A 23,035-nucleotide genomic window follows, 5' to 3' on the forward strand; every position below is an offset into this window, starting at 1 on the left:
CAAGCAACTTATGCAATGACATCCATTACAGAGTATTTCACCTTTCACAAGAGGTAATCGCCTCTTCAGCAAGCATCCGAGTCGTGGAGAGTATCTTGGCCATCTCCCAATAAAAAACTTACCACTTCAGTAGACTTGTTTCAACTCCTTTCTCTCAAGCGCGTTTAGCAGGTCCACTTCGTGCCAGTTGGTAAACCAATAGCAATTTTCATCGCCAACCAAAAATCTACAGATCACCGTTCTTGGAGGTGGATTGATATTGAAAGAAGAATATAAGCGCCGGATCCACTTTAGTCTTTTTGCTACCGAAATAAACGGGCAAGCAACGGCATCCATCCATAAGCTTGCTTGCTCCGTATTAGTTTGAATGGAACTTAGATCCAAGAGTCGCGAATTTATGCCGTCACAGATATGACTTCTTAAAGGGTTATAGGTTGGGTTGTCTTTTATGTAGAATAGGCATGACATAAGGTCATGGTAGGAGCAACTCGCGCGTAACAATTTACGCAGCACTTCCGGAGGTAGCCAGTAATCCTCACCAAGTTCACTAATAGCAAGAACAATATTTAGCGCTTCGAGATATACGAAATTGTCAACTGAGGTTTGATATTTTGCCAGGTCTCCTGTGAGCAGGTCTAATGTTAATTCATATAGTGCCTGCTTTATTGTGTGTTGCCTTTGCGTAAGATGTGTTTCGGCAAATCTAGATATCAGAATTACCGAGGCTGAAAGCTTGTAAGATGAACTTACCGAGGGTGCAACTGAGTAGAAAAAATAAAACAGTTCAATGATTACCATTAATGCGTCGATATACAGGTTTGAGTCTGTAGTGTCTAGCTCTTTTTCTTCAAGGTTTATGAGTCGTTTGGTTCGTTCAAAAAATGCTGAAATTATATAAGAAGATACTGAGTCATAACTAACAGAGTTTTCAGAGCAGATCGACTTTACAGCGTCGATAAAGCTTTGAGAAAGTTTGGATTTCCGATAAATTTCTTTGGGTATAAGTCTAAGGCTTCCATCTGCCTCAGTTAGAAATTTATCGCAAAAAAAATTTACTGCTAAGTTGATTTCTCGTATGACCCTTGATTTGGAAGAATAGAATGGTCTCTCGTATCTTACGGATTTTGATGAATTTGAATGGAGATTGTAAGTGCGAAGTCTTTCTGTATAGATTTCTGACACAAGGCTTGCAGTATTGAGATCCTGAGCAAAGATAAAAATATCGTCAACATATCGCGTAATGCTGTAATCAATTTCGAATATTTTTCCTTGCTTTTTTAGCTGGATTTCTACTTGGCAGTCAATGTCTTGGAATATTATTTCAGCAAATATCCGGCTGATTTCCGGGCCGATCAATATTCCATTTGTTTCATTATAGTTGGCTCTTTGCATTAGGGCGTCAAAGTGCTGGCCGAATGTGGAACTTACTAGTACTTTTGATTTTACATTGTCTTTGGACTTTGTAGCCCAGGCAATCGAGTGCGTATAGATGCTATCGAAACACTTTGACACGTCTAATGTCCAAAAGTGTGAAAATTTCTTCTCGAGAAGTCTGAACTGATCGGAGTTGTAAAATTTATATAGCCGATCAAATCCTTTGTAGGCGAAGAAAGATGAGCTGTGTTTTGTGTATTGATCTAGGTCTGATTCGATTATCCCACCCCGCTTATACTTGCTTACATTTTCCCACGAGTTTTTATAATAGAAAGAAGATGCGATGCTTTTCGGTGCGCGGATAGAGAATCTACTTCTTGAAGTGTAGTGGCATATAAGTTGTTCGTAGGTCTTATAAAACTCTCTCATTTCCCACTGAGAGTAGGGGTGGATTACAGATAGCGTTCTAAATTCGGTTGCGGTTTTTTTTATTTTATACGTATAGGGAACGGTGAATTTGCTTTTTTTACCTTCGCCTTTGACCAGGCGGGAAATAATGAATTGGAAAATTTCTGCTGATATGTCGCTTTTAATATTGTTGTAAAGTCCGTCATTAGAAAACATTATGGGGGTTTCATAAGGGATTGTTTCTGTAATGAGTGCGCGATCATAATCCCCTCGTTTGACTTTGCGCTTTTTAAGGGTGTTAGACATATTTCCAACACTCCTGTATTTCACCTAGTCTGGAATTGGAGTAATGAAGAAATATTTTTTTTCTAAAGCCCCTGCTGAAACTAATAGTCAATAGCTCGCGGCGCTGCCGGAGCGTTGTTTTAGAATAGAAGTCGTCCGAAATTTTTCCGGATCCCGATGAAATGATTTTTATTAAGTACGTGTCAAGTTCAATTAAGCTCTTTGATCGTTCAGGATCTATTCTGTGGTAGTTGTAATAAATTCCGGCTAGTCTTTTTCTGTCTCTATCGGCGTCCATTACGCTAAAGTTTGATGCCAGAAATTTTATTCTGCTTTGAAGTAATTTGAAATTTCCTAGTGAATTAAAAGTTAGCAGTGACCTTGCTAGTCTTGTTTTGGTTTTTTTTACCTTTGATTTGGCAATGTCCAATGTGACATCTCGATAAAGTTGGTTATCTCTTTTTTTTCTGTCACGGAGGGGGGGCTCGACTACGAATCTGTATCCAAGGTACTCGAAATCTAGTTCCTCCACGGAGGGTGAGCCTAAATCTCGCGACACAACGTCACCCCTTGTTTCACAAATTATTTGTTTTTTTGTGTTTAGATGCATCCCTTCAGGAAGATTTTTTTTAATGAATTTTAGGAATTTAAATGGCCGCTCTGTTCTGTCGGTGATCACGATAATGTCGTCAACATAGCGAGCGTAGTAAAAAACTCCACCCAGTTCTTCAATGGCGCAGTCGAAGTCCTGCATTACAATTTCTGTTATGGTCGCGCTAAGAGCAAGGCCTCGAGGTACTCCTGTTCTTCTGCTTGCAATATGGAAGTCGAGGATGTTTTTTAGATGCTTTTTTGTGGGTTGACTTATTAGTGTTAATTTTTCAATCAGGGCTAAGGCGTGCTGGGTGTCTATTGATTCGTAAAAGCTTTTTATGTCTAGTCTATAGACTCGATATTCTATCCCTTCGCGCAATAGCTGATTGATGTTTGCAATGATTGAGTCTCTACTGAGTGTGCGTAGATTGGCATGCTGCATCAAATTTCTATTTAACTTTCTCAGTAACAGTTCGTCGTTAAAAGATGCCGCTCTGTAAACATGTTTACCTCTGATCAGGCTTGCAAGTAACCCTTTGGAGATATCCCAGCTTCCGACACCTTTGACGATCGCAGCTTCAATTTCGCGATCTTTAATGCTTTTGTCTCGCAATCTTGGCTTGAATGTGAAGTCACTTTTTCTGAGTTCACGATTTATGGTCTTTAAATTAAAGCTCTGATCGTACATGCTCAAGTTCCCTTCGTCCTCATTGCAGTCACAACGCCAAGCTAAGTTTTACTGACCTTGCTGTATTGGTCGAATCATTATTAGTGAAATGAGCGTGAGCTAAATTTAGGCTTTGATCCACCGCCCCCGACCCCAACCACTCAACCAATCCACCCCCCACACCAAAATCAGCATAGCCAAAATCACCGTCCCCGCCTGCGCCTCCTGAAACAAACTCAAGCTCACATACAACATCTGCCCCAACCCCCCAGCCCCGACAAACCCCAGCACGCTGGCCATCCGAATATTGTTCTCCCACCGATACAAACAATACGCCAGCAACTGCGGTGCCAGGTTCGGCAGCGTGCCGTAGCAGAACGCCAAAACCGGATTCCCCCCCTGCAACCGAATCGCATCCGCCGGCTCCGGCGGCGTGTTTTCCAGCGCTTCAGCAAACAACCGCCCCAGCACGCCCGTGGTGTGCAGGGCGAGGGCCAGTGTCCCGGCATTCGGCCCAAGGCCAGCCGAAAGCACCATCAACGCGGCCCACACCAGTTCAGGAATGGCACGCAGTGCATTGAGCACCAGGCGCGCAGCACTCTGAAAAAACCAGCCAAATCGACCAGCGGCGGGGAGCGCCAACAACAGGCCCAGCACAGCGGCGAGCAGGGTGCCGAGGGCCGACATGGCCAGCGTTTCCATCGAGCCACGCAGGATGGCGCTCAGGTAGTCGGCGCTCAGGTCGGGGCTGAGGAAACGTGCCACATACAAGCCCATCTGTTTCAGGCTGGTGGCGCTGCCGAGTTCTTCGAGGTCAAGGCCCAGGTAGGCAAACGAGGCAATGACGGCCGCGACAATGGCGAGGATCAGCACCAAATTGATCAGGCGTTTCATGTCAGCCTCCAGCGCAGCAGGCGGCTGAGTTGGTCGGCGCCGAGGACGAGGAGGAGGAAGGTCAGGAGCATGCTGGCGACTTCGCCGCCGGCGAACATGCGGATCGAGAGGTCGATCTGTTGGCCGAGGCCGCCGGCGCCGACGAAGCCCATGACCACCGAGGCGCGGATGGCGCATTCCCAGCGGTAGACGGTGTAGGAGAGCAGTTCCGCCGCGACGTTGGGCAGTACGCCGTAGGCGAAGCTGGCGAGGCGGCCGCTGCCGGCCTGGAGCAGGGCGTGGGCCGGGCGTTGGTCGGTGGATTCGTAGATTTCGGCGTAGACCTTGCCGAGCATGCCGCTGTAGGTGATCGCGATGGCCAGCACGCCCGCCGCCGGGCCGAGGCCGACGGCGCGCACGAACAGCAGCGCCCAGACGATTTCCGGCACGCTGCGCAGGAAGATCAGCAGCCCGCGCACCGGCCAGCGCAGCAGTCGGGCCAACAGGCTCGGGCGGCCGCTGCGGGAGGCGGCGGTCAGCGACAGGGCGCGGCTGGCGAGCAGGCTGGCCGGCACCGCCAACAACAGCGCCAGGGCCATGCCGGCGGTGGCGATGGCCAGGGTTTGCAGGGTGGCTTTGAGCAGTAATTGCAGAAACTCGCGGTCATGGGCCGGTGGCCAGAACATCGACACGAAGCGGCCCATTTCACTCTGGCTGTCGGCGTGAAACAGCACGCCCAGATCCAGTTCGCTGAGCTGGATACCGGGCCAGAGCAAGGCAATCGCCAGCCCGGTCAGCAGCAACCGTGGCAGCGCGGCGGGGTCGCGGGTATCGGCGCTCAGCATCGTGGAATCTGCACAACCAGTGGGGTGACGGCGGGCGCCGGGGATTGCAGTTGTTCGTTGGCGTAGAGGGTGTCGAGCATGTCGCGGCTGACTTGCGCGGACGGGCAGTCGAACAGGATCCGCCCTTCGCGCAAACCGACGATGCGCGGGAAGTGCGCCAGCGCCAGTTCCACCGCGTGCAGGCTCGCCACCAGCGTGACGTTGTGCTCGCGAGCATGGCGCGACAGGATCGACAGCGTGTGCCCGGCCAGCACCGGGTCCATCGCCGAGACCGGCTCATCCGCCAGCAACACCTCCGGCGCCTGATACAGCACGCGAGCGATGCCGACCCGCTGCAATTGCCCGCCGGACAGTTGCTGGCATTGGCTGAAGAGTTTGTCGGCCAGGTCGAGTTTCGCCAGGGCAGCGCGGGCGCCGGGAACGTCGAGCGGGTGCAGCAGGTTGATCAGGCTTTTGCCCAGGCTCCATTGGCCGAGTTTGCCGGCCAGCACCGCCGTCACCACCCGTTGCCGGGGCGGTAGCGGCGGCGCCTGATGCACCAGACCGATGCGCGCACGCAGGCGCTGCCGTTGGCGGGCGGACAAGTGCCAGGCGCGCTCGCCCAGCACTTCGATGTCGCCGCTGCTGGGGCGAATGGCGGTCGCCAGCAGGTTCAGCAGGCTGGATTTGCCGGCGCCGGACGGGCCGATGATCGCCACCTGCTCGCCGGCCTCGATCTGCAAATCGACGCCGCGCAAGGCCTCCACGCCATTGGTGTGGTGCAGAAAAGCCTGTTTGAGGCGCAGCGTCATTTCAGCAAGTCGGCGGCGCGGGCGGCTTCCTCGATGCCTTTGTAATTGTCCGGGCTGGTTTCGATGAAACGGCTGGCGGCTTGCAGGTCGAGGATTTTCTTGTGCTCGGGGTTGGCCGGGTCGAGGTCGAGGAAGGCTTTTTTGATCTTCGCCGCCAGCGCCGGATCGAGGGTGCCGCGCACGGTCCAGTTGTAATCGAAGTAGGCCGGGGTGGTGGCGAAGACCTTGACCTTGTTGGTGTCGACCTTGCCGGCGTCCACCAGTTTCTGCCAGACGCTGGCGTTCAGCACACCGGCGTCGACCTTGCCGGCCTGCACCCAGGCGACGGTGGCGTCGTGGGCGCCGGAGTAGCCGACGCGGCTGAAATAGCTTTCCGGTTTGATGCCGTCCTTGAGCATGAAATAGCGCGGCATCAGGCTGCCGGAGGTGGACGACACGGAGCCGAAAGCGAAGGTCTTGCCCTTGAGGTCGGCGAGGCTTTTGACGTTCGGGTCGGCGGTGATGAATTTGCTGGTGAACTGCGCGTCTTGCTCACGCTGCACCAGCGGAATGGCGTTGCCGGTTTTCAGCCGCGCCTGAACGAAGGTGAAACCGCCGAGCCACGCCAGGTCGAGGCGGTCAGTGGCCAACGCTTCGACCACCGCCGGGTAATCCGCCACGGGAACGAACTGCACGTCCATGCCCAATTGCTGTTGCAGGTACTTGCCCAGAGGTTCGAACTTGCGCAGCAGCTCGGTCGGGGCTTCATCGGGAATCGCGCTGACCTTCAACACCTCCGCGGCTTGCGCCAGCACGGCGGACAGGGACAGGGCCAGACCAGCGGTCAGTGCCAGGGTTCGCTTGAGCATGGAATTCTCCGTTTCGTGGGCATCAAGGTCGATGCACCCGTCGATGGGCAATCATCGTCGGGTGCAACGTCAGGTTAGACGAAACGGTGAAAGTGCGAGGGCGCCGAGATCACTTCAAGCGGTCAACGAGGGTCTTGCCCACGGCCAGGGCCGACGCCGGGTTCTGTCCGGTGACCAGTTCGCGATCAACCACTACGTGGCTGGCCCACGGCGCCGTGTTACTGCTGAAAACACCGCCAGCCTTTTCCAGTGCCGTCTGCGGATAGAACTTCATCGCACCGCCGTTCAACAGGCCTTTGGCGATTTCTTCTTCCTGATTGCTGATGACCGTGAATGTGTAGCCGGCATACGTCCAGTTGTTTGCCGTCGTGGTTTTGCCGGTTTCCAGTTGGCGGGTGAATGCGGTCGGATCCGTCAGGGTCGACAGCAGTGCAATCGGGCCGTGGCACACAAGGGCTGTGGTTTTGCCTGTTTGATGGAAGTTGTTCAGCAGTTTGCCCAGCGCCTGGCTGTGCAGCAGATCCTGCATCGGTGCGTGGCCACCCGGAATGTAGACGGCATCGAAATGCTCGTAGCCGACTTGCTCCACCCGCGACAGGCTGATGACCGGCGATTCACCGGGCGAGGTGATCTTCAGTTGTTCCAGCAGCGCCTTGTGGGTCTGCAAGGCTGCCACGTCATTGTTGAAATACATCTTGTCGTCGGAGGAGCGATCCAGCGTCGGCGCCTTGCCGGTCGGGGTGGCGAAGGTCACGGTGTGGCCGGCATCGAGCAGCAGCTTGACCGGTTGCATCAGTTCGTTGAGGTAGAAACCGGTGCTGAAGACCTTGCCGTCCTTCAGATCGAGATGGTCGGAGTCCGACAGCACCACCAGCACATTGGCCGCCTGGGCGTTCAACGCGGCAACGGAGAGAGACAAGGCGAAAGCAAGACGTGTAATTGAGCGCATGGCGATTCCAGAAGATGAAGGAAAGTGCGGCTCACTGTATTGATGCTCATCGCGGCGATAAACTCGCGCCACAGCAAAGCATTTGTTCTCTGGAGATCAAGATGAGTCGCCGATTCGATTATCTGGCCGACGTCGAAGTGTTCGTCACGGTGGTGGAGAAGGGTTCGCTGAGCGCCGGTGCAGTGTTTCTCGCAACCACGCCGTCGGTGGTCAGCCGGGCGATTTCGCGGCTGGAGGCGCGCCTGGGTGTGCAGTTGCTGCGGCGCACCACGCGGCGTTTGAGCCTGACCGACGCCGGTGTGTTGTATCTGGAGCAGTCGCGGGCGGCATTCGGCCTGATCGACGACGCCGAGCGGACGATTCAGGGACAGGACGGCGAACTCAGCGGCCGCGTGCGCCTCAGCGTGCCGACCACTTACGGTCACTATCGTTTGCCGGCCATGCTCGCCCGATTCACCCGGCAACATCCGCAAGTGCGCGTTGAGTTGAGCATCAGCAATCGTAATGTCGATCTGGTGGCCGAAGGCTTCGACCTGGCTATTCGGCTGGGCGCGTTGCCGGACAGCGGGCTGATCGGACGCAAACTGGAAGACGCGGATTTATGTGTGGTGGCCGCGCCGAATTATCTGCGACGGGCCGGAACACCGCAGAGCGTCGACGATTTGCAGCGGCATGCGTGCCTGCCATTCGTGATGCCCAGCACTGGCCGTGTTGGACCGTGGCTGTTCCGTGAGCAGGGCGAAGACCGCGAATGGCTGCCCAGCGCCAATATTCAGGTGTCCGACGATGTGCTGGGGATTGTGTCGCTGGCGGAGCAGGGGCTGGGCATCTGCCAGACCTATGACTTCATCGTCCGCGAGCGGATCGAAAGCGGGCGACTGGTGCGCGTGCTTGAACAGTCGGGCGGGCGCTCCCGACCGTTCTCGGTGATCTACCCGCCGCACCGGCAGCTGTCGGCATCGGCGCGGGCGCTGATTGATTGTCTGACCCGGGAGGTCAGTCAAGGCACTGGGGAAGGCCTCGTCTGACGCGATTCAAACGACGGGCAGACGCGTCACCCATTTCCCGCCACCCGCGCCGTCCTTCAGGGCGCGCAAGGCCTGGGGCAATTCATCGAAGTTGAACATCTGCAGCGCCGGGCCGATCAGGCTGCCGTCGAGCAGCGCTTGCAGCAACTGCTCGCCGTTGCGGCGCAAGGTCTGGCGATCGTGCAGGCTGGCGTGGACGTGGAAGCTGTTCAATGCCACTTCATGCAGCGAAATCGCGGTGGTGAACGCCGGCAGCGGCGCGCTTTCCTGACGATCCTGAATGCACACCAGATGGCCGTTGTAGCCCAGCAGGTCGGCCATTTTCGCCGCGTGAGCGCCGCTGACCGTGTCGAATACGGCGTGCAAACGACGTTCGCCGAGGCTGGCTGCGAGTGCGCTTTGCCAGCCCGGTTCGCGGTAATCGAATACGCCGACTGCGCCCAGGGCCTTGAGCTTTTCATGATGCGCGCCGGACGCGGTCGCCCAGACCCGCCATCCGCGTTGTACCGCCAGTTGCACCAGCAGCAGGCCGACCGCGCCGCCGGCGCCGATCACCAGCACATCGGCCGCGCCATTCGCGGGGACTTTTTCCACGGCTTGCCACGCGGTCAGTCCGGGGCAGGGCAGTGACGCCGCCGCGGCATCATCGAGCGCGGCGGGCACCGACAGCACGGTGGCGGCGTCCAGCAGGCAGTATTCGGCGAAGCTGCCATCGTTCGCCAGTGATTGGTGATACGCCACGCGACTGCCGGGTTGCAGTGTCACGCCGGCGCCGGCCGCGACCACCACACCCATGCCGTCGACACCCGGCACACGGCCGGTGCTCCAGGCGGGATGGCCCCACTCGATGATCTTCCAGTCCACCGGGTTCAAGGCGATGGCGCGGTTGGCCACCAGCACTTGCCCGGGGCCGGGTTGCCGGAGAGGTTTGCGGGTCAGTGTCAGGCCATCCAGCCCTTGGCCGGACGTCCAGGCCCAGGCAGCGTAGTCGGTTTGCATTGTGCGGTTTCCCATGACTGTCAATGGCCGCCAGTATCGGTGGCAACGTGCATTAGAAGAACAGGCCCTGGGTCAAAGGTGTTTTGCGTAAAAGTCAGCAATGCTCCCGCAGCACCTCAATCGACCTGCGCAAACCGCTCCACCAGCCAATCAATGAACACCCGCACCCGATTGCTCAAATGCCGGTTCGGCGGGTACAGCACATGAAACGGATACGCTGGCGGACGCCAGTCCTCGAGGATCGGCACCAGTTCGCCGCGCTCGATGGCGGTCCTGACCGTGTAGCTGAAGGTGTGGATGATCCCCAGTCCGGCGAGCCCGGCCGCCAGGTGCGCGTTGCTCTCGTTGACGCTGATCAGGCCTTTGCCTTCGATCTGATGGCGTTCGCCGTTGCGCTGGAAGTTCGACGGCAGGATGCGCCCGGTGGAGGCCGAGCGGTAGGCGATCAGCTGATGGCTGGCCAGGTCGAGCGGGTGGCTCGGGGTGCCGTGGCGTTGCAGATAATCGGGCGTGGCGCAGGTGGTCCAGGACACTTCGCCGAGGCGGCGTACCGCGAGGGTTTGTTCGGTCAGTTGGCCGCCGCGAATCACGCAGTCCACCCGCTCACTGATCAGGTCCACCGGGCGGTCGCTGACGCCCAGATCAACCTGGATATCCGGATAGCGTTCGAAGAACTTCGGCAGTTCGGGGATCACCAACATCGTCGCGGTCGAGCCGCCGATGTCTACGCGGATCTTGCCGCGCGGCAGGCCTTGGGCCTGGCTGAAGCCTTGGTCGATGTCGTCCAGTTGATGCAGCAGTTGTTGGGTCAATTGGTAGTAGGAGGCGCCGTCAGCGGTGACGGTGAGGCGGCGGGTGGTGCGTTGCAGCAGGCGCACGCCGAGGTGGTTTTCCAGTTGGCCGATCAGTTTGCTGACCGTGGTTTTCGGCAGGTTCAGCGAATCGGCGGCTTTGGTGAAAGAACCGCTTTCCACGACGCGGGCGAAGGTGCGGATCGCCATTAACTGATTCATCGGTTCGGGCTCGGTGGAGTAGATGCGGTTGAGTATTGTGCATGTCTGTGCACAAACAAAACCGATTTTGCGGATTTTTCAATTCAATCGATCGGCCTAAAGTCGCTTCCAACGGCTCACCTACGACCCGTCACCTACCTCGAAACGGTTACTGGAGATTCATCATGAGCAACAGACTTGAAGGCAAAATCGCACTGATCACTGGCGGCACCACCGGCATCGGCCTGGCCTCGGCGCAGGAATTCGTCGCCCAGGGCGCCACCGTATTCATCACCGGCCGCCGTCAGGCCGAACTGGACAAAGCGGTCGCCGCCATCGGCCCACGGGCCATCGGCATCCAGGGCGATGTGGCGAAGCTGGAGGATCTGGATCGCATCTACAGCGAGATTTCCGCCAAGGCCGGGCACCTCGACATCCTGTTCGCCAACGCCGGCGGCGGGGACATGCTGCCGCTGGGCTCGATCACCGAAGAGCACTTCGACCGGATTTTCGACGCCAACGTGAAGGGCACGCTGTTTACCGTGCAGAAGGCCTTGCCGCTGCTGCGCGATGGCGCCTCGATTCTGCTGACCTCGTCGACCACGTCGGTGCAGGGCACGGAGAACTTCAGCGTCTACAGCGCGAGTAAAGCGGCGGTGCGCAACTTCGCGCGTTCGTGGCTGCTGGACCTGAAACCACGGCGCATCCGCGTCAACGCCATCAGCCCTGGCCCGGTGCGCACGCCAGGGCTGGCAGGGCTGGTGCCGGCGGAACACACCCAGGGGCTGTTCGATCAACTGGCGTCTATCGTGCCGATCGGGCGTCTCGGCGAGCCGAGCGAGATTGCCAAGGCTGCGTTGTTCCTGGCCTCGGATGACAGCAGCTTCGTCAACGGCATCGAGTTGTTCGTCGACGGTGGCACCGCGCAGATCTGATCTGATTTAAACCGCTTGATGCCCCGGCACTTGTTCAGTCGAGTGCCGGGGTTTTTCCGTTTCTTCGTCCGGCGCGTTATCCCAGATCAGGCGCGGGTCGAAACTCATGGCCGAGAGCATGGTGAACACGACCACCAGGCCGAAAAACAGAATCCCTACGCGCGGCTCGATATCCCCCAGCGCCTGGAATTTCACCAGCGCCGCCACCAACGCGACCACCAGCACATCGAGCATCGACCAATAGCCGATCAGCTCGACGAAGCGGTACAGCTTCGAACGCTCCTTGCGCGCCCAGTGGCTGTCCCGTTGCACGGTGACCAGCAGCAAGGTCAGCGCCACGAATTTCACCCCCGGCACGGCGATGCTGGCGACGAAGATGATGACGGCGATGTCCCACGCACCGTGTTCCCAGAACTCCAGCACGCCGCTCATGATGGTGCTGTCGGCGCCACTGCCGAGCAGGGTGGTGTTCATCACCGGCAGCAGATTGGCCGGCACGTAAAACGCCAGCGCGGCGAACATGTAGGCCCAGGTGCGGGTCAGCGAGTTGGTCTTGCGCCGGTGCAGCGGCGCATCGCAGCGCGGGCATTGGTGCGGTTCGCCGGTCATGTCGCAGGCCAGCCCGCAGCTGTGGCACAGGCACAGGTTAAGTTCGCTGGCAGTCGGTGGCCGTTTCATAGGATGTCCCACAGTTCACGCACGTCGCGCCCGGCGATGCGGATCAGCAACAGGCTGAGCACGGCCAGGGCAAACAGGCCGATGCCGGGAATGACATCGAGCATGCCCGCCAGTTTGAACACCGCGACCATGGCACCGAGCAAACACACTTCGAGCATGCTCCACGGCCGCAAGGTTTCCAGCCAGCGCATGCACAACTTGAACCCCGGGGAACGGCGTGAGGCGAGGGCGAAGCTCAAAACCCAGATCAACAAAACCAATTGGAAGGCCGGGGCGATGATGATCGAGATCGCCGCGACCATCGCCATGAAGGTGATCGGCCCCTGACTCAGGGCCAGCACTGAATCCCAGAGGGTCGCGCTGTTTTTCAGGCCCTTCATGCTGATGCTCATCACCGGGTAGAAATTGGCGAACAGCCACAGCATCGCCGCGGTGAAGCTCAGGGCCAGCCTTTGCTCCACGCTCAGGTTGTTGTAGCGCTGGAGCACGGCGCCGCAACGCACGCAGAGGGTCTTCTGGTGTTTGGCCAGCACGACTTTTTCGTACACGCAGTCGCAATGCTCGCAGATGATCAGTTGATCGGTGCTGGCCATGGGGCGCTCGACGGGAGGAGGGCTTGAACCCCTTCACTATAGAAGCGCTGGGGCATTCGGCAACCGGGGTGCCATTCGTCCAATACCGGGCACTAAGCACCACTCACTCGTTTCACACCTTCAGGTACGAAAATCCCGCAACAAAACGGAGCCCTCCATGGACATTGATGAAGATGCACCCGGCAACCTGTCACAACAGGCCGTGACGCGCACCACCGACAACGAAACCGGCCATGATCCGCGCAAGGATGAGTCGCCAGTCCCCTTGCCGCCGGACGATGAAGCACCACTGGAAGAAGACATGAGCGATGTGGCGGCCAACAATTCGGTGGGTTCTGAGCATCCGCAGGACAGCAACGGCTCGGGAAGCGCCGACGCCGACCCGCAGAGCACCGCCAAGGATGATGAAGACAGAGAGGCGCGGGGCCTGCCGGCGAGCGATCCGGAGTCGGGCGCCTGACTGAGCGACAACCCATCTAAGAGTGTTCAGCGCAACCGATCGTCTCAGAGGACCGGTTGCGTGGCGTCTTCTGCCGCGATGGCCGCCCGCACACTGGGCCGCTCGGCGATGCGCGACATGTAGCTCGCCAGCGCTGGCCAGTCTTCGATGGCGATACTGAATGTCGGCAACCACTTCAGCACGGTGAACAGATAGGCATCCGCTACGCCGAAGGCCTGCATCAGAAACGGCTGGGTCGCGAGGAGGCGGTTCAGGTAATCCAGACGCTTGAACAGTTTGTGTTTGAAGATGGTTTTGGTGGTTTCCGGAATTTCGCTGCTGAACAACGGCGCGCTGCCGCCATGAATTTCCGAGCTGATGAAGTTCAGGTACTCCTGCAAACGCGAGCGCTCCCAGCTGCCATTGGCCGGGGCCAGCGCATGACCGGGCACGAGGTCGGCGAGGTATTGCAGAATGGCCGGCCCCTCAGTCAGCACTTCACCGTTGTCGAGCATCAGCGCGGCCACGTAACCCTTCGGGTTGATCTGGCGAAAGTCCCGGCCGTCGGCGGTTTGCTTGGTCTGGTTGTTGACCCGGATCAGCTCGAACGGCAGCTCCAGTTCGCGCAATACGATGTGCGGCGCCAGTGAACAGGTCATTGGGGCGAAGTACAGTTTCATGGGAGCTCCTTACAGATGGAGGCTCAGAATCCGCCATCGCCGCTCGGCTTCGCAAAGGACATATCCAGTGCTAGCGTATGACAAATTCTCATGGACTGAAGAGGTCATATGCTCCCCCGACTGCCATCGCTCAATGGATTGCGCGCCTTCGAATGTGCCGCCCGGCACATGAGCTTCACCCGCGCCGCCGAAGAACTGAACGTCACGCAAACTGCGATCAGCCATCAGATCCGTCGCCTCGAGGATGAACTCGGCGTGCGTCTGTTCATGCGTTTGAAAGACGGTTTGGCATTGACCGATGAGGGCAATGCGTACTTGCCCGGCATTCGTTCGGCGTTTCTTGAATTGCGCTACTCGACTGAAAAGCTGCTGGAGTCGAGCAACAACAGCGTCCTGACGATCAGCACCCTGGTGTCGGTGGCGTCCAAATGGCTGTTGCCGCGCCTGCCATCGTTTCGCGAGGCGCATCCGCAGATTGATGTGCGGATCAGCGCCTCCACCGAGTGGGTGGACTTTCGCAAGGGTGGCATCGATGCGGCTATCCGCTACGGCGACGGGAACTGGCCGGGGCTGCGGGCTGACTGGTTGATGGCCGACGAGATCTTCCCGGTGTGCAGCCCGCGCTTGCTGACCGGCGACAAGCCGTTGAATACGCCGGTGGACCTGGCCCATCACCCTTTGCTGCAAGTCAGCGGCGTGACCGCCAATGACTGGAACGACTGGCTGCATGCGGCAGGCCAGCCACCGCTGACGGCCAATGGCCCGCGATTGACCTTCGACCTGGCGATGATGGCGGTGCAGGCGGCGATTGACGGGCAGGGCGTGTGCATCGGTCGCTCAACCTATGTCGATGACGATCTGCGCGCGGGCAGGCTGGTGGCGCCGTTTGATCTGCGCTTGAAATCCGCTTCCGGCTTCTACCTCGTCACGCCCCACGATCAGGCCGAATCGAAAAAGATCGTGGCGTTCAGAGGCTGGCTATCGCAGGTGCTGGCCAAACCCTTTGTATAAGCGTGTATCCATCGCGCCGCCGTACACAAACGGGTAACAAACCCCGACCTCAGGACACATCCCGAGTACATGCCCCGCTCAAAGTAGTGGCCAACACATCACTACTTCCAAGAGGACAACACCATGCGCCGCACACTGCTGATGACCGCTGCCGCCGTACTCGTTTCGCTGACCGGCCTCGCACAGGCGGCTGAAACCCCATCTGCCGCCCCGGCGAAGAACTGGCAACAAGGCCTGAGCCGTACCGATCTGGTCCGTCAGGATCTGGGTGCTGCGGATCGCGAGGTGATCCAGGCTCGCGTCGATTTCGAACCGGGTGTTACGTCGCCCAACCATGCGCATCCGGGTGTGGAGGTGGCTTACGTGATCAGCGGCACCTTCGAATACCGACTGGAAGGCCAGGCACCGGTGACGCTCAAGGCGGGTGATTCACTGTTCATCCCGGCGGGTGTGGCGCATATCGCCAGGAACGTCGGCAACGAGAAAGGCTCGGAACTGGCGACCTACATCGTCAAGAAGGGCGAGCCGCTGCTGATTCTCAAGCAATAACGAACAGCGCCGACAAAAAAGGCCTGCCGATGTGGCAGGCCTTCTTGCGTCTGGCGTGCAGCCAAAGTCGTGGGTCGCGGCGAACGTCAGTTTCAACTGTCGTTTTCGAGTGCCGACTCCACGGCCCTGAGCAGCACATCACCGGAGAACGGCTTGCCCAGGCAGGCGAAGGCGTTGTAGCGACGGGTCTCGGCCAGGGCGGCGTCGTCCCAATGGGCGGACATGCAAATGACCGGGAATTTCCTGTCTCGGGACGCCAGCGCCTGCATCACCTCGATCCCTGACAAACCGTGCATTTTCAGGTCCAGCAACAGGCACGCAATGTCCTCGAAATGTTCCTGCGCCAGGAAATCCTCGCCACCGCTGTATAACCGGGCGTGGTAACCGGCGGAGCGCAGCAGGTTGGCGAGGCTTTTACGTACGGACGCATCGTCGTCGACGATGCAGACGATAACCGCGCTGACAGCGAGCGCGGGCGTGTCGGTGTCCTGACTCATGAAGGGTTCTGCACGCCGGACGGTGGCGGCGCGCTGATCAGGCCATACAGCTCGACGAGCCCGACCAGCGAGCGCGTCTGCATTTTCACCATGATGTGTTTGCGATGAACCTTGGCCGTCACTTCACTGGTGCCCAGCTTGTTGGCAATGTGCTTGTTGGACAGACCCGCGACGATCAACGGCAACACTTCACGTTCCCGTGGCGTCAGCAGGGCGGCTCGCTGGCGCACGCTCTGGACCCGCTGCCATTGCTGGAAATCAACCGCTGCACGTTGGCGGGTCGCTTGCAGGATGGCCAGCAACTGGTCGTCGTCGAACGGCTTGGTCAGAAACTCGACGGCGCCCGCTTTCATCGCTTGTACCGACATCGGGATGGTGCCGTAACCGGTCATGAAAATGACCGGCCATGGATGTCCTCGCTCGCCGAGTGTCGACTGCAGCTGCAGACCGGTGGCCTCCGGCAGGCTGACGTCGAGCAACAGGCAGGCGGGTCCGGCCTCGAGATCAGCGCCAAGCAGTTCTTCAGCCGAATTGAAGATCCGGTGGGGCACGCCTTCGGCCCGCAGCAGGCGGCTGAGTGCCGTGCGCACGGAAGCCTCGTCGTCCACGATGAACACTGGCACGCTGTCCGGATCGATCGCAGGCTGAACCTCTGTTGCAGGGGCGCTCGCAACGACCGGGTGGAACGGGGGCAGGGAAGGGGCACTGTCTTTCAATAATCGGTAACCTCGGCGCGGGACCGTCTGGATGATCTCATTCTCTCCAAATAACTTGCGCAGCGATGAGATCTGCACTTGAAGATTGTTTTCCTCGACGACGGTATCGGGCCAGACCTGGGTGAGCAATTCATCTTTGCTGACGATCCGGCCATCGGCCTGCATCAACACCGACAGCAGTTCGAACGCCCGTCCTCCCACGCGCAGCGGCCGCCCGTCAAGAAAGGCTTCACGCCGCTCCAGGGAAATAGTCGCTTGGCCGAGTCGGATCATACGGTTCTCTGCGTGGTGTCGAGGGAGTGGCACAGGGCGCCGGTTCATCAGGACGACACGCTAGGCGACGACCTCGCACAATGCAATTATCCCGAGGGATAAGGCCGGTGGTTTTTCAATCTCTGCAACCGGTCGGGACAGGCGCTCGACGGCCATGATGGTGCCGGATGCGGACATGGGCATCACCACGAAACCTCTGCGCCAGAGCCTTGCGTATACTCCTGCGCCAGGCCTGAAACGAATAATGAGCGGTGACAGCGAATGCCCGGCAGACTTTCCTCCTCTCCAGCCCTCTGCAACCCGGATGTTGTGCCGGATGACGCCTGGCTGGAGGGCTGTGCATTCGAGCTGCTGCGCCGGGAAAACGACCTGACCTGGTTCACCATCCACGATCCTCGGTCGGACTTCCGCTGGCTGGCCGCTCGCGCACCGATCCAGCGTCCTGACGTGGGCAAGCGTCTGGAACGGGATTTTCATCTGCGCCCGGATTCAGCCTGGGCCATCCGGCCGGTCGCCTTCATCCGTTCGGCAGAAGGGCCGTTGCTGGTCTACCCCGAGACGGGCGTGGCCCTGTCTGATCTGCTCGGTCAGCCTGGCCTGCCGCCGGGCCGCTTGCTTGCCATCGCGGTCGCGGCGGCCCATGCGCTGGTCAATGCCGGGAAGGCCGGCGCACGACAGTCCAATCTCTTGCCCTGGCACTTGCGGGTGGGCGCCGATGATTCGGTGAGCCTTCTGGGTTATCACACCGACGAGCAGGCGGGCGCCGTCGCCGAGCTTCCTGCGCTGGAGCACTGGCCCTACCTGGCCCCCGAGCAGGTTCGGCGCGATGGCGCCGGTTTCGATGAGCGCAGCAATGTCTACGCGCTGTCGAGCATTCTTTACCACGCCTTGACCGGCCAGCCGCCCCTGACGGCGCGTGACCCGTCGCACTGGCGGCATGTGCATGCCGCGGTCCAGCCGGCATCGCCGGCCGTGCATGTCGCCGACCTGCCGGAAGGTCTCTGTCGCGTGTTGCTAAAAGGTCTGGCCAAGGAGCCGGGCGCTCGCTATCAGAGCATGGAGTCGATGGCCACCGACCTTGTCTGGTGCCGTCAGCAATGGCTGGAGCATGGCCATGTGAAGGCTTTCAGGCTGGGCACCTTCGATGCACTGCCATCCGTTGCTGACGACCCGGTGCTGTTTGGTCGGGAGGCGGAGCGCGCACAACTGCTCGAGCAGATCAGCCAGGTGCGCAGCGACGGTATCGCCCGAGTGCTATTGGTGGGCGGTACACCGGGGGCGGGCAAGTCAACCCTGATCCATCAGGGCGTGCGGCCGTTGGTTCCCGGCTATTGGGCCAGCGGCAAGATCAACCTGTTGCAGCAGGAAATCCCCAATGCGCCGCTGGCGGAAATCTTTCGTTCGCTGATGACTCAGTTGCTGGGCAAACCCGCACTGGAACTGCAAACCCTCGGCGCGCAACTGATTGAACGGCTCAAGGGGCGCGGCAGGATCCTGGTGGATCTGGCCCCCGAGGCCGAGCTGGTGATCGGTGCCACGCCGGAACTACCCAACATGCCCGCCCGGCACGCGCTTGAGCGGGTCAATCGCACGCTGCTCGATGCGCTGGACGTGTTTGCCCAGCCCGGGCGGCCGCTGGTGCTGTTCGTGGATGACGTGCAGTGGGCGGACGATTCGACGCTTGCGTTTCTGCGCGCTTTCTTCGCCCGGCCACCGCGGCATCTGGTACTGATCCTGGCGTACCGCGACAGCGGGTCGAAGGCCTTTGCGCGGGAGGACGCCATACTCGACGCGCTGCGCGGCGAACAGGCATTGCCCGGCATTCACATCACGCTGGGCGCCTTGTCGGTGTCCGCCGTCGCGCAACTGATGGCCGCAGAACTGGACACCGATCCCGCCAGCATTGAAGTGCTCGCCCAGGTCGTGCATTTGAAAACGGCCGGCAATCCGCTGTTCGTCAGTCAGGTGCTGCGGGCGCTGATCGATGAGCGTCTGGTGCGTTTCGACGCGGCGGCGGATCGCTGGGTCTGGAACCAGAGCGACGTGGACAGCTATCGCTATGCCGACAATGTCGCGGAGTTGATGGTCCAGCGACTGGACCGTCTGACGTTGGCCGAACGAGACGTCCTGCGCACGGCGGGTTACATCGGCGGTCGCTGTGACGAGTCGCTGCTGGGCCGGTTGTTGCCGTTTGATTCGGTGCAACTGGCGCGCGATGTACAAAGTCTGGTCGATGGGGGATTGCTGCTGCGCGCCGGCGCGCAACTGGTGTTCGGCCACGACCGGGTGCTCGAGGCGGCCTGTCAGCTGCCTTCGCCGGTGGGGCGTGGCAGTGAGCATGCGCGCATCGCCGCTGCCATGCTGGACCTGTGGGGCGAACAGGCCCATGAGCGCGTATTCGAGACTGCCGGTCAGATCCAGCGTGTCGACGATGCTGCACTGACGGAGCCGCAGCGCGCTGCGTTTATTGATGTCCTGGTCGAGGCTGCCGAGCGCGCGAGGGATTCGGCCGCCGTGCAACTGGCGGCGGATTATCTGCAGACGGCCGGACGCCTGCTCGGTCAGAGCGGCTGGACCCACCTCTATCCGCAAGCGTTCGCCAGCACCTGGCTGGCTGCCGAGTGCGCGATGCTGCTGGCGGATCTGGCGGGGGCCCGGGGACGTCTCGATGATTGCCTGAACCACGCGCTCACGGACGCGGACCGCGCGAAAACCTATCGCTTGCGTGCCACGTTGCGCACGCTGCACTCCGACTATGAAGGGGCGATCACCGAGGCTTTGACCGGCCTGGCGCTGCTGGGCATCACCTTGCAACGCAAACCTCCCGAGGATCATCTGACCCGGGCCTTTGCGCAGGTGCGCGACCTGATCGGCACGCGAGCGATCGCCGATCTGGTTCATTTGCCCAAGGCTGAGGATGCGCAGATCGAGGCGGCCATGGAGCTGCTCGGCACATTGATTCCTTCGTTCTTCGTCGATGACGATCTCCGCTTGCTGCACCTGGCGAAAATGGTCGAACTCACGCTCGAGCACGGCACTACGCCAAGCAGTGGCTACGGATTTGCGTGGTTTGGCGTGATGATCGCCGAGCGTTTCGGCGAATACGTGGACGGACTGGCATTTGCGCAAGTCGCCCTGAAACTGACTGACCTGCATGGCTATGAGGCCGGTCGCACAGGCACCCTGGTGGCGCTCGATCAGGTCAGCCCATGGACCCGGCCGATGGCGTATGCCCGGCAGACAGCGCTCGCGGCGTTCGAGTGCGGTCAGGCCGGGGGTGACCTGGGCATGTCCTGCTATGCCTGCAATCACATTGTTTCCGACTTGCTGTTCATGGGCGAACCCTTGCAAAAGGTGCTGGACGAACTGGAGCACGGTCTGGCCTGGGTGAGGCAGTTCAATTACGTCGATATCGAACGCATTCTGCTGGCGCAGCAGGCGTTCGCCATCGACCTGCGTGACGGTCGCCCCGTGCGGCCGCTGTCTGAACTGGAGGGCGTGGAACACGACCGTTTCGGCCCCATCGATCGAGCCTGCGTTTCGCAGTCGACGTTGTTCCTGTCGTGGCTGTATTCCGGCATGTCGGCCTTTTATGCAGGCGATGCGCTGTATGCCTGGCGGCGTTTCGAAGCCGCCGCGACGGTGGCCTGGTCCATTCCGGCGCATATCAATCTTGCCGATTACCATCTCTTTCGCAGCCTCGCACTGGCCAGTACGCAAGTGCCGGGTGACGTTGAGCGAAAACTGCAAGTGCTTGAGCAGCAACGCCAGCGATTTCTTGCATGGGCCGCGCTCAATCCGGCGACGTTCCGCAATAAACTGCTGTTGATCGACGGCGTGATCGCGCGCTTGCGCGGTCAGGACCTGATTGCCATCCGTTGCTTCGATCAATCGCAGATCGCAGCGGCCGCCGCCGGTTTCGTTCACGAACAGGCACTGGCGCACGAGCAACTGGCCGACGTCTGCATGTCCAATGAGCTGGTCTCGGGGGCTCATCACCACCTGCGTTTTGCCCGGGATTGCTACGACCTCTGGGGGGCGAGCGCCAAGGCGCGGCAACTGGAAAACCGCCATCCGTTTCTGCGCACGGAACCCGCTTCGCAACCTTCACAACCGATCAACCGGGGCCGGCTGGACCTGGAGGCGGGTATCGAGGCCGCGCGGGCACTTTCCCAGGAAGTCTTGCTGGATCGGCTGGTCGAGACCTTGATGAACCACCTGATGGTTCAGGCCGGGGCTGACCAAGGTGTGCTGATGATGGTCGCTGAAGGCGACCTGCGCCTGGCGGCCGCCGCGTCGATGGAAGCCGGCAATCTGCTGATTGCGCTGGACAGCGATCAGGCGCTCGAGGCGCTGGCGCCTGCGTCGGTGCTCAATGCAACGATGCGTACCCGTGCACCCCTGGTGCTCGACGACGTGCGGGTCGATTGCCCCGAAGCCTATGGCGCCGATCTGCGTCGGCGGCAGACCCGCTCGATGTTGTGCCTGCCGCTGCTCAGACAAGGCACGTTGATCGGTCTGGTCTATCTGGAAAACAGCCTGGTACCCGGCCTGTTCAGTGCCGAACGGCTGACCATGCTGGAAATTCTTGCCTCCCAGGCAGCGGTGTCGCTGGAGACCGCCCGGCTGTATGCGCAATTGGTGGAAGACAACCGCTTGCGGGCGCAGATGGAAGCGGATCTGCGCAGCTCCCGCGCCGAACTGGCGCGCAACTCGCACCTCAAGGTCATGGGCGAACTTTCAGCCTCCATCGCCCATGAGATCAGTCAGCCGCTGCTTGGCATTCAGTCCAATGCCTCGGCCAGCCTGCGCTGGCTCAAGCGTGAAAAGCCCGATCTGGACGAGGCGATTCAGGGCCTGGAAGACATCCGCTCGGACAGCACGCGGGCCGCCGACATTGTCCAGGCCTTGCGCGCACTGGCCAGGCAGGCGCCGCTCAAGCGCTTGCCGGTGCAGATCGACGAGTTGGTGAGTGGTGTCGTTCAACTGACAGCGACCGAACTGGCCAACCGCAACGTTGCCCTGCACACCCGACTCGAAGCGCAATGTCAGGTGTGGGTCGACTCGGTGCAGATCCAGCAGGTGGTGTACAACCTGATCACCAATGCGATGGAGGCGATCGCCGGCGCCGGGGTGCCGGATGGGCGCATCGTCATCAGCTCCACCGTCAGGGACGGCCATGTGCGGGTGACGTTCCAGGACAACGGGCCGGGGATTGGCGTGCCTCAGCGCGAGCAGGTATTCGATGCCTTTTACACCACCAAGGGCAGCGGGATGGGAATGGGCCTGGCCATCTGCAGGTCGGTGATCGGCGCACATGGCGGGACGTTGCTGATCGAGGACAGCGAGCAGGGTGCCCGACTCAGTTTCGACCTGCCGCTGGAACCGGCTGGCGCCGAATAAAAAAAGGCCGCATCAGCGGCCAAAGGGGAGGAGCGGGTAACGTCAGGTTCGGTCAGGTCACGCGTGCGAGGGGTGGGCGTGCCCAGCGTTGTGCACGCTCCAGAGTGCAGCGTCGAGTTCGATGGCAGGCAACTGAAGCGCGATGGGCGCGCGGTTGGCGACGAAGGCGCGACGCCATTCTCGGGGCGGCATGCCTTCGAGGCGGTTGAAGGTGCGGGTGAAGTGCGAATGGTCCGAAAACCCGCATTCGTAGACGACCTCGGTGATCGGCATCGAAGTGATCAGCAGGCTTTTGGCTTTCTCGATCTTCATCCTCAGCCACCACTCCTGCGGTGAGTACCCGGTGTTCTTTTTGAACGCACGGGAAAAATGACTGCGCGAAAGATTGCAGAGGCCGGCGATCTCGCTGATGCGCGCGCTGCGGCTCAGGTCCCTGAGCATCAGTTCCTTGGCGCGACGTTCCTGCCAACTGGTCAACGATCCCAGCGGGCGCATCAGGGGGCGTGGATGGTCGGAAATCAGCGATTGCGGGCTCATGTTTGCTCTCCTTATCGTTGTGCAAAGTCTCTGCGTCGACGCCCTTTAAAGTCCTTAAACAATCCTGAAGA

Annotated in this window: 20 protein-coding genes and 1 pseudogene; 6 read left to right on the forward strand and 15 right to left on the reverse strand. The window is 59.6% G+C overall.

From position 1 onward, the window contains the following. Positions 1-126 precede the first annotated feature (126 nt). The 7 genes from drt3b to K3819_RS13520 form a co-directional block, all read right to left on the reverse strand. Entirely contained in the window at positions 127-2,088 is a 1,962-nt protein-coding gene (drt3b, locus tag K3819_RS13490) for an antiviral reverse transcriptase Drt3b (RefSeq protein WP_221399529.1), read from the reverse strand. Further along, positions 2,081-3,349, reverse strand: coding sequence for an antiviral reverse transcriptase Drt3a (gene drt3a / locus K3819_RS13495; RefSeq protein ID WP_221399530.1), 1,269 nt, complete (start codon positions 3,347-3,349; stop codon positions 2,081-2,083). Before drt3a ends, drt3b begins: the two co-directional genes overlap by 8 nt. 105 nt (positions 3,350-3,454) lie before the next feature. Further along, a complete protein-coding gene (gene phnE / locus K3819_RS13500; protein WP_221399531.1) occupies positions 3,455-4,222 on the reverse strand; it encodes a phosphonate ABC transporter, permease protein PhnE in 768 nt (255 codons plus the stop codon). Then, positions 4,219-5,046 carry an ABC transporter permease gene (locus K3819_RS13505; protein WP_221399532.1) on the reverse strand — a complete coding sequence of 276 codons (828 nt, stop codon included), beginning with the start codon at positions 5,044-5,046 and terminating at the stop codon, positions 4,219-4,221. The genes phnE and K3819_RS13505 overlap by 4 nt, the downstream gene beginning before the upstream one ends. Further along, on the reverse strand, positions 5,040-5,837 hold the full coding sequence (locus K3819_RS13510; protein WP_221399533.1) for a phosphonate ABC transporter ATP-binding protein: 798 nt from the start codon (positions 5,835-5,837) through the stop codon (positions 5,040-5,042). The genes K3819_RS13505 and K3819_RS13510 overlap by 7 nt, the downstream gene beginning before the upstream one ends. Further along, positions 5,834-6,685, reverse strand: a complete 852-nt coding sequence (locus tag K3819_RS13515; RefSeq protein WP_007955223.1) for a putative selenate ABC transporter substrate-binding protein — start codon at positions 6,683-6,685, stop codon at positions 5,834-5,836. The genes K3819_RS13510 and K3819_RS13515 overlap by 4 nt, the downstream gene beginning before the upstream one ends. 109 nt (positions 6,686-6,794) lie before the next feature. After that, complete coding sequence (locus K3819_RS13520; protein ID WP_221399534.1) at positions 6,795-7,634, reverse strand: type 1 glutamine amidotransferase domain-containing protein; 840 nt, start codon at positions 7,632-7,634, stop codon at positions 6,795-6,797. A gap of 101 nt (positions 7,635-7,735) precedes the next feature. On the opposite strand from K3819_RS13520, the gene K3819_RS13525 reads away from it, so the two are divergent. Continuing rightward, entirely contained in the window at positions 7,736-8,662 is a 927-nt protein-coding gene (locus K3819_RS13525) for a LysR family transcriptional regulator (protein ID WP_221399535.1), read from the forward strand. Positions 8,663-8,668: 6 nt separating this feature from the next. On the opposite strand, the gene K3819_RS13530 is transcribed toward K3819_RS13525, so the two are convergent. Together K3819_RS13530 and K3819_RS13535 are read right to left on the reverse strand one after the other, a co-directional pair. After that, on the reverse strand, positions 8,669-9,661 hold the full coding sequence (locus tag K3819_RS13530) for a zinc-binding dehydrogenase (RefSeq protein ID WP_221399536.1): 993 nt from the start codon (positions 9,659-9,661) through the stop codon (positions 8,669-8,671). A 116-nt stretch (positions 9,662-9,777) separates the two neighbouring features. Next, the gene (locus K3819_RS13535; RefSeq protein ID WP_085646394.1) at positions 9,778-10,674 is read right to left on the reverse strand and encodes a LysR family transcriptional regulator; all 897 of its coding nucleotides are present in this window, start codon (positions 10,672-10,674) and stop codon (positions 9,778-9,780) included. Between the two features lie 164 nt (positions 10,675-10,838). On the opposite strand from K3819_RS13535, the gene K3819_RS13540 reads away from it, so the two are divergent. Then, positions 10,839-11,588 (forward strand): SDR family NAD(P)-dependent oxidoreductase, encoded by a 750-nt coding sequence (locus K3819_RS13540; protein ID WP_011333861.1) that lies wholly within the window; start codon positions 10,839-10,841, stop codon positions 11,586-11,588. Between the two features lie 6 nt (positions 11,589-11,594). On the opposite strand, the gene K3819_RS13545 is transcribed toward K3819_RS13540, so the two are convergent. Then, a complete protein-coding gene (locus tag K3819_RS13545) occupies positions 11,595-12,266 on the reverse strand; it encodes a paraquat-inducible protein A (RefSeq protein ID WP_064381884.1) in 672 nt (223 codons plus the stop codon). Then, positions 12,263-12,859, reverse strand: coding sequence for a paraquat-inducible protein A (locus tag K3819_RS13550; protein ID WP_011333863.1), 597 nt, complete (start codon positions 12,857-12,859; stop codon positions 12,263-12,265). The genes K3819_RS13545 and K3819_RS13550 overlap by 4 nt, the downstream gene beginning before the upstream one ends. 157 nt (positions 12,860-13,016) lie before the next feature. Here K3819_RS13550 and K3819_RS29585 point away from each other — a divergent pair. Further along, positions 13,017-13,208 (forward strand): annotated as a pseudogene (locus tag K3819_RS29585) (hypothetical protein); the annotation flags it as partial. Between the two features lie 155 nt (positions 13,209-13,363). On the opposite strand, the gene gstA reads toward K3819_RS29585, so the two are convergent. Continuing rightward, positions 13,364-13,978, reverse strand: coding sequence for a glutathione transferase GstA (gstA, locus tag K3819_RS13560; RefSeq protein ID WP_221399538.1), 615 nt, complete (start codon positions 13,976-13,978; stop codon positions 13,364-13,366). Between the two features lie 108 nt (positions 13,979-14,086). Here gstA and K3819_RS13565 point away from each other — a divergent pair, with 108 nt between their 5' ends. Both K3819_RS13565 and K3819_RS13570 read left to right on the forward strand, forming a co-directional pair. Continuing rightward, positions 14,087-14,989: a transcriptional regulator GcvA gene (locus K3819_RS13565; protein ID WP_221399539.1), complete on the forward strand. Its 903-nt coding sequence runs from the start codon at positions 14,087-14,089 to the stop codon at positions 14,987-14,989. A 123-nt stretch (positions 14,990-15,112) separates the two neighbouring features. Next, positions 15,113-15,538 (forward strand): cupin domain-containing protein, encoded by a 426-nt coding sequence (locus K3819_RS13570; RefSeq protein ID WP_221399540.1) that lies wholly within the window; start codon positions 15,113-15,115, stop codon positions 15,536-15,538. A gap of 92 nt (positions 15,539-15,630) precedes the next feature. Here the strand turns inward: K3819_RS13570 and K3819_RS13575 are convergent, their stop codons facing one another. Beyond that, the gene (locus tag K3819_RS13575) at positions 15,631-16,035 is read right to left on the reverse strand and encodes a response regulator transcription factor (protein ID WP_221399541.1); all 405 of its coding nucleotides are present in this window, start codon (positions 16,033-16,035) and stop codon (positions 15,631-15,633) included. Continuing rightward, positions 16,032-17,024 carry a response regulator gene (locus K3819_RS13580; RefSeq protein WP_221399542.1) on the reverse strand — a complete coding sequence of 331 codons (993 nt, stop codon included), beginning with the start codon at positions 17,022-17,024 and terminating at the stop codon, positions 16,032-16,034. Before K3819_RS13580 ends, K3819_RS13575 begins: the two co-directional genes overlap by 4 nt. A gap of 348 nt (positions 17,025-17,372) precedes the next feature. Between K3819_RS13580 and K3819_RS13585 the strand changes: the two genes are divergently transcribed. Then, complete coding sequence (locus tag K3819_RS13585) at positions 17,373-22,427, forward strand: ATP-binding sensor histidine kinase (RefSeq protein ID WP_221399694.1); 5,055 nt, start codon at positions 17,373-17,375, stop codon at positions 22,425-22,427. A gap of 57 nt (positions 22,428-22,484) precedes the next feature. Here the strand turns inward: K3819_RS13585 and K3819_RS13590 are convergent, their stop codons facing one another. Beyond that, positions 22,485-22,964 (reverse strand): helix-turn-helix domain-containing protein, encoded by a 480-nt coding sequence (locus K3819_RS13590; protein ID WP_039772141.1) that lies wholly within the window; start codon positions 22,962-22,964, stop codon positions 22,485-22,487. Positions 22,965-23,035: the final 71 nt, after the last annotated feature.

It is taken from the genome of Pseudomonas sp. 3-2 (assembly GCF_019710535.1).
GTDB lineage: Bacteria > Pseudomonadota > Gammaproteobacteria > Pseudomonadales > Pseudomonadaceae > Aquipseudomonas > Aquipseudomonas pharyngis.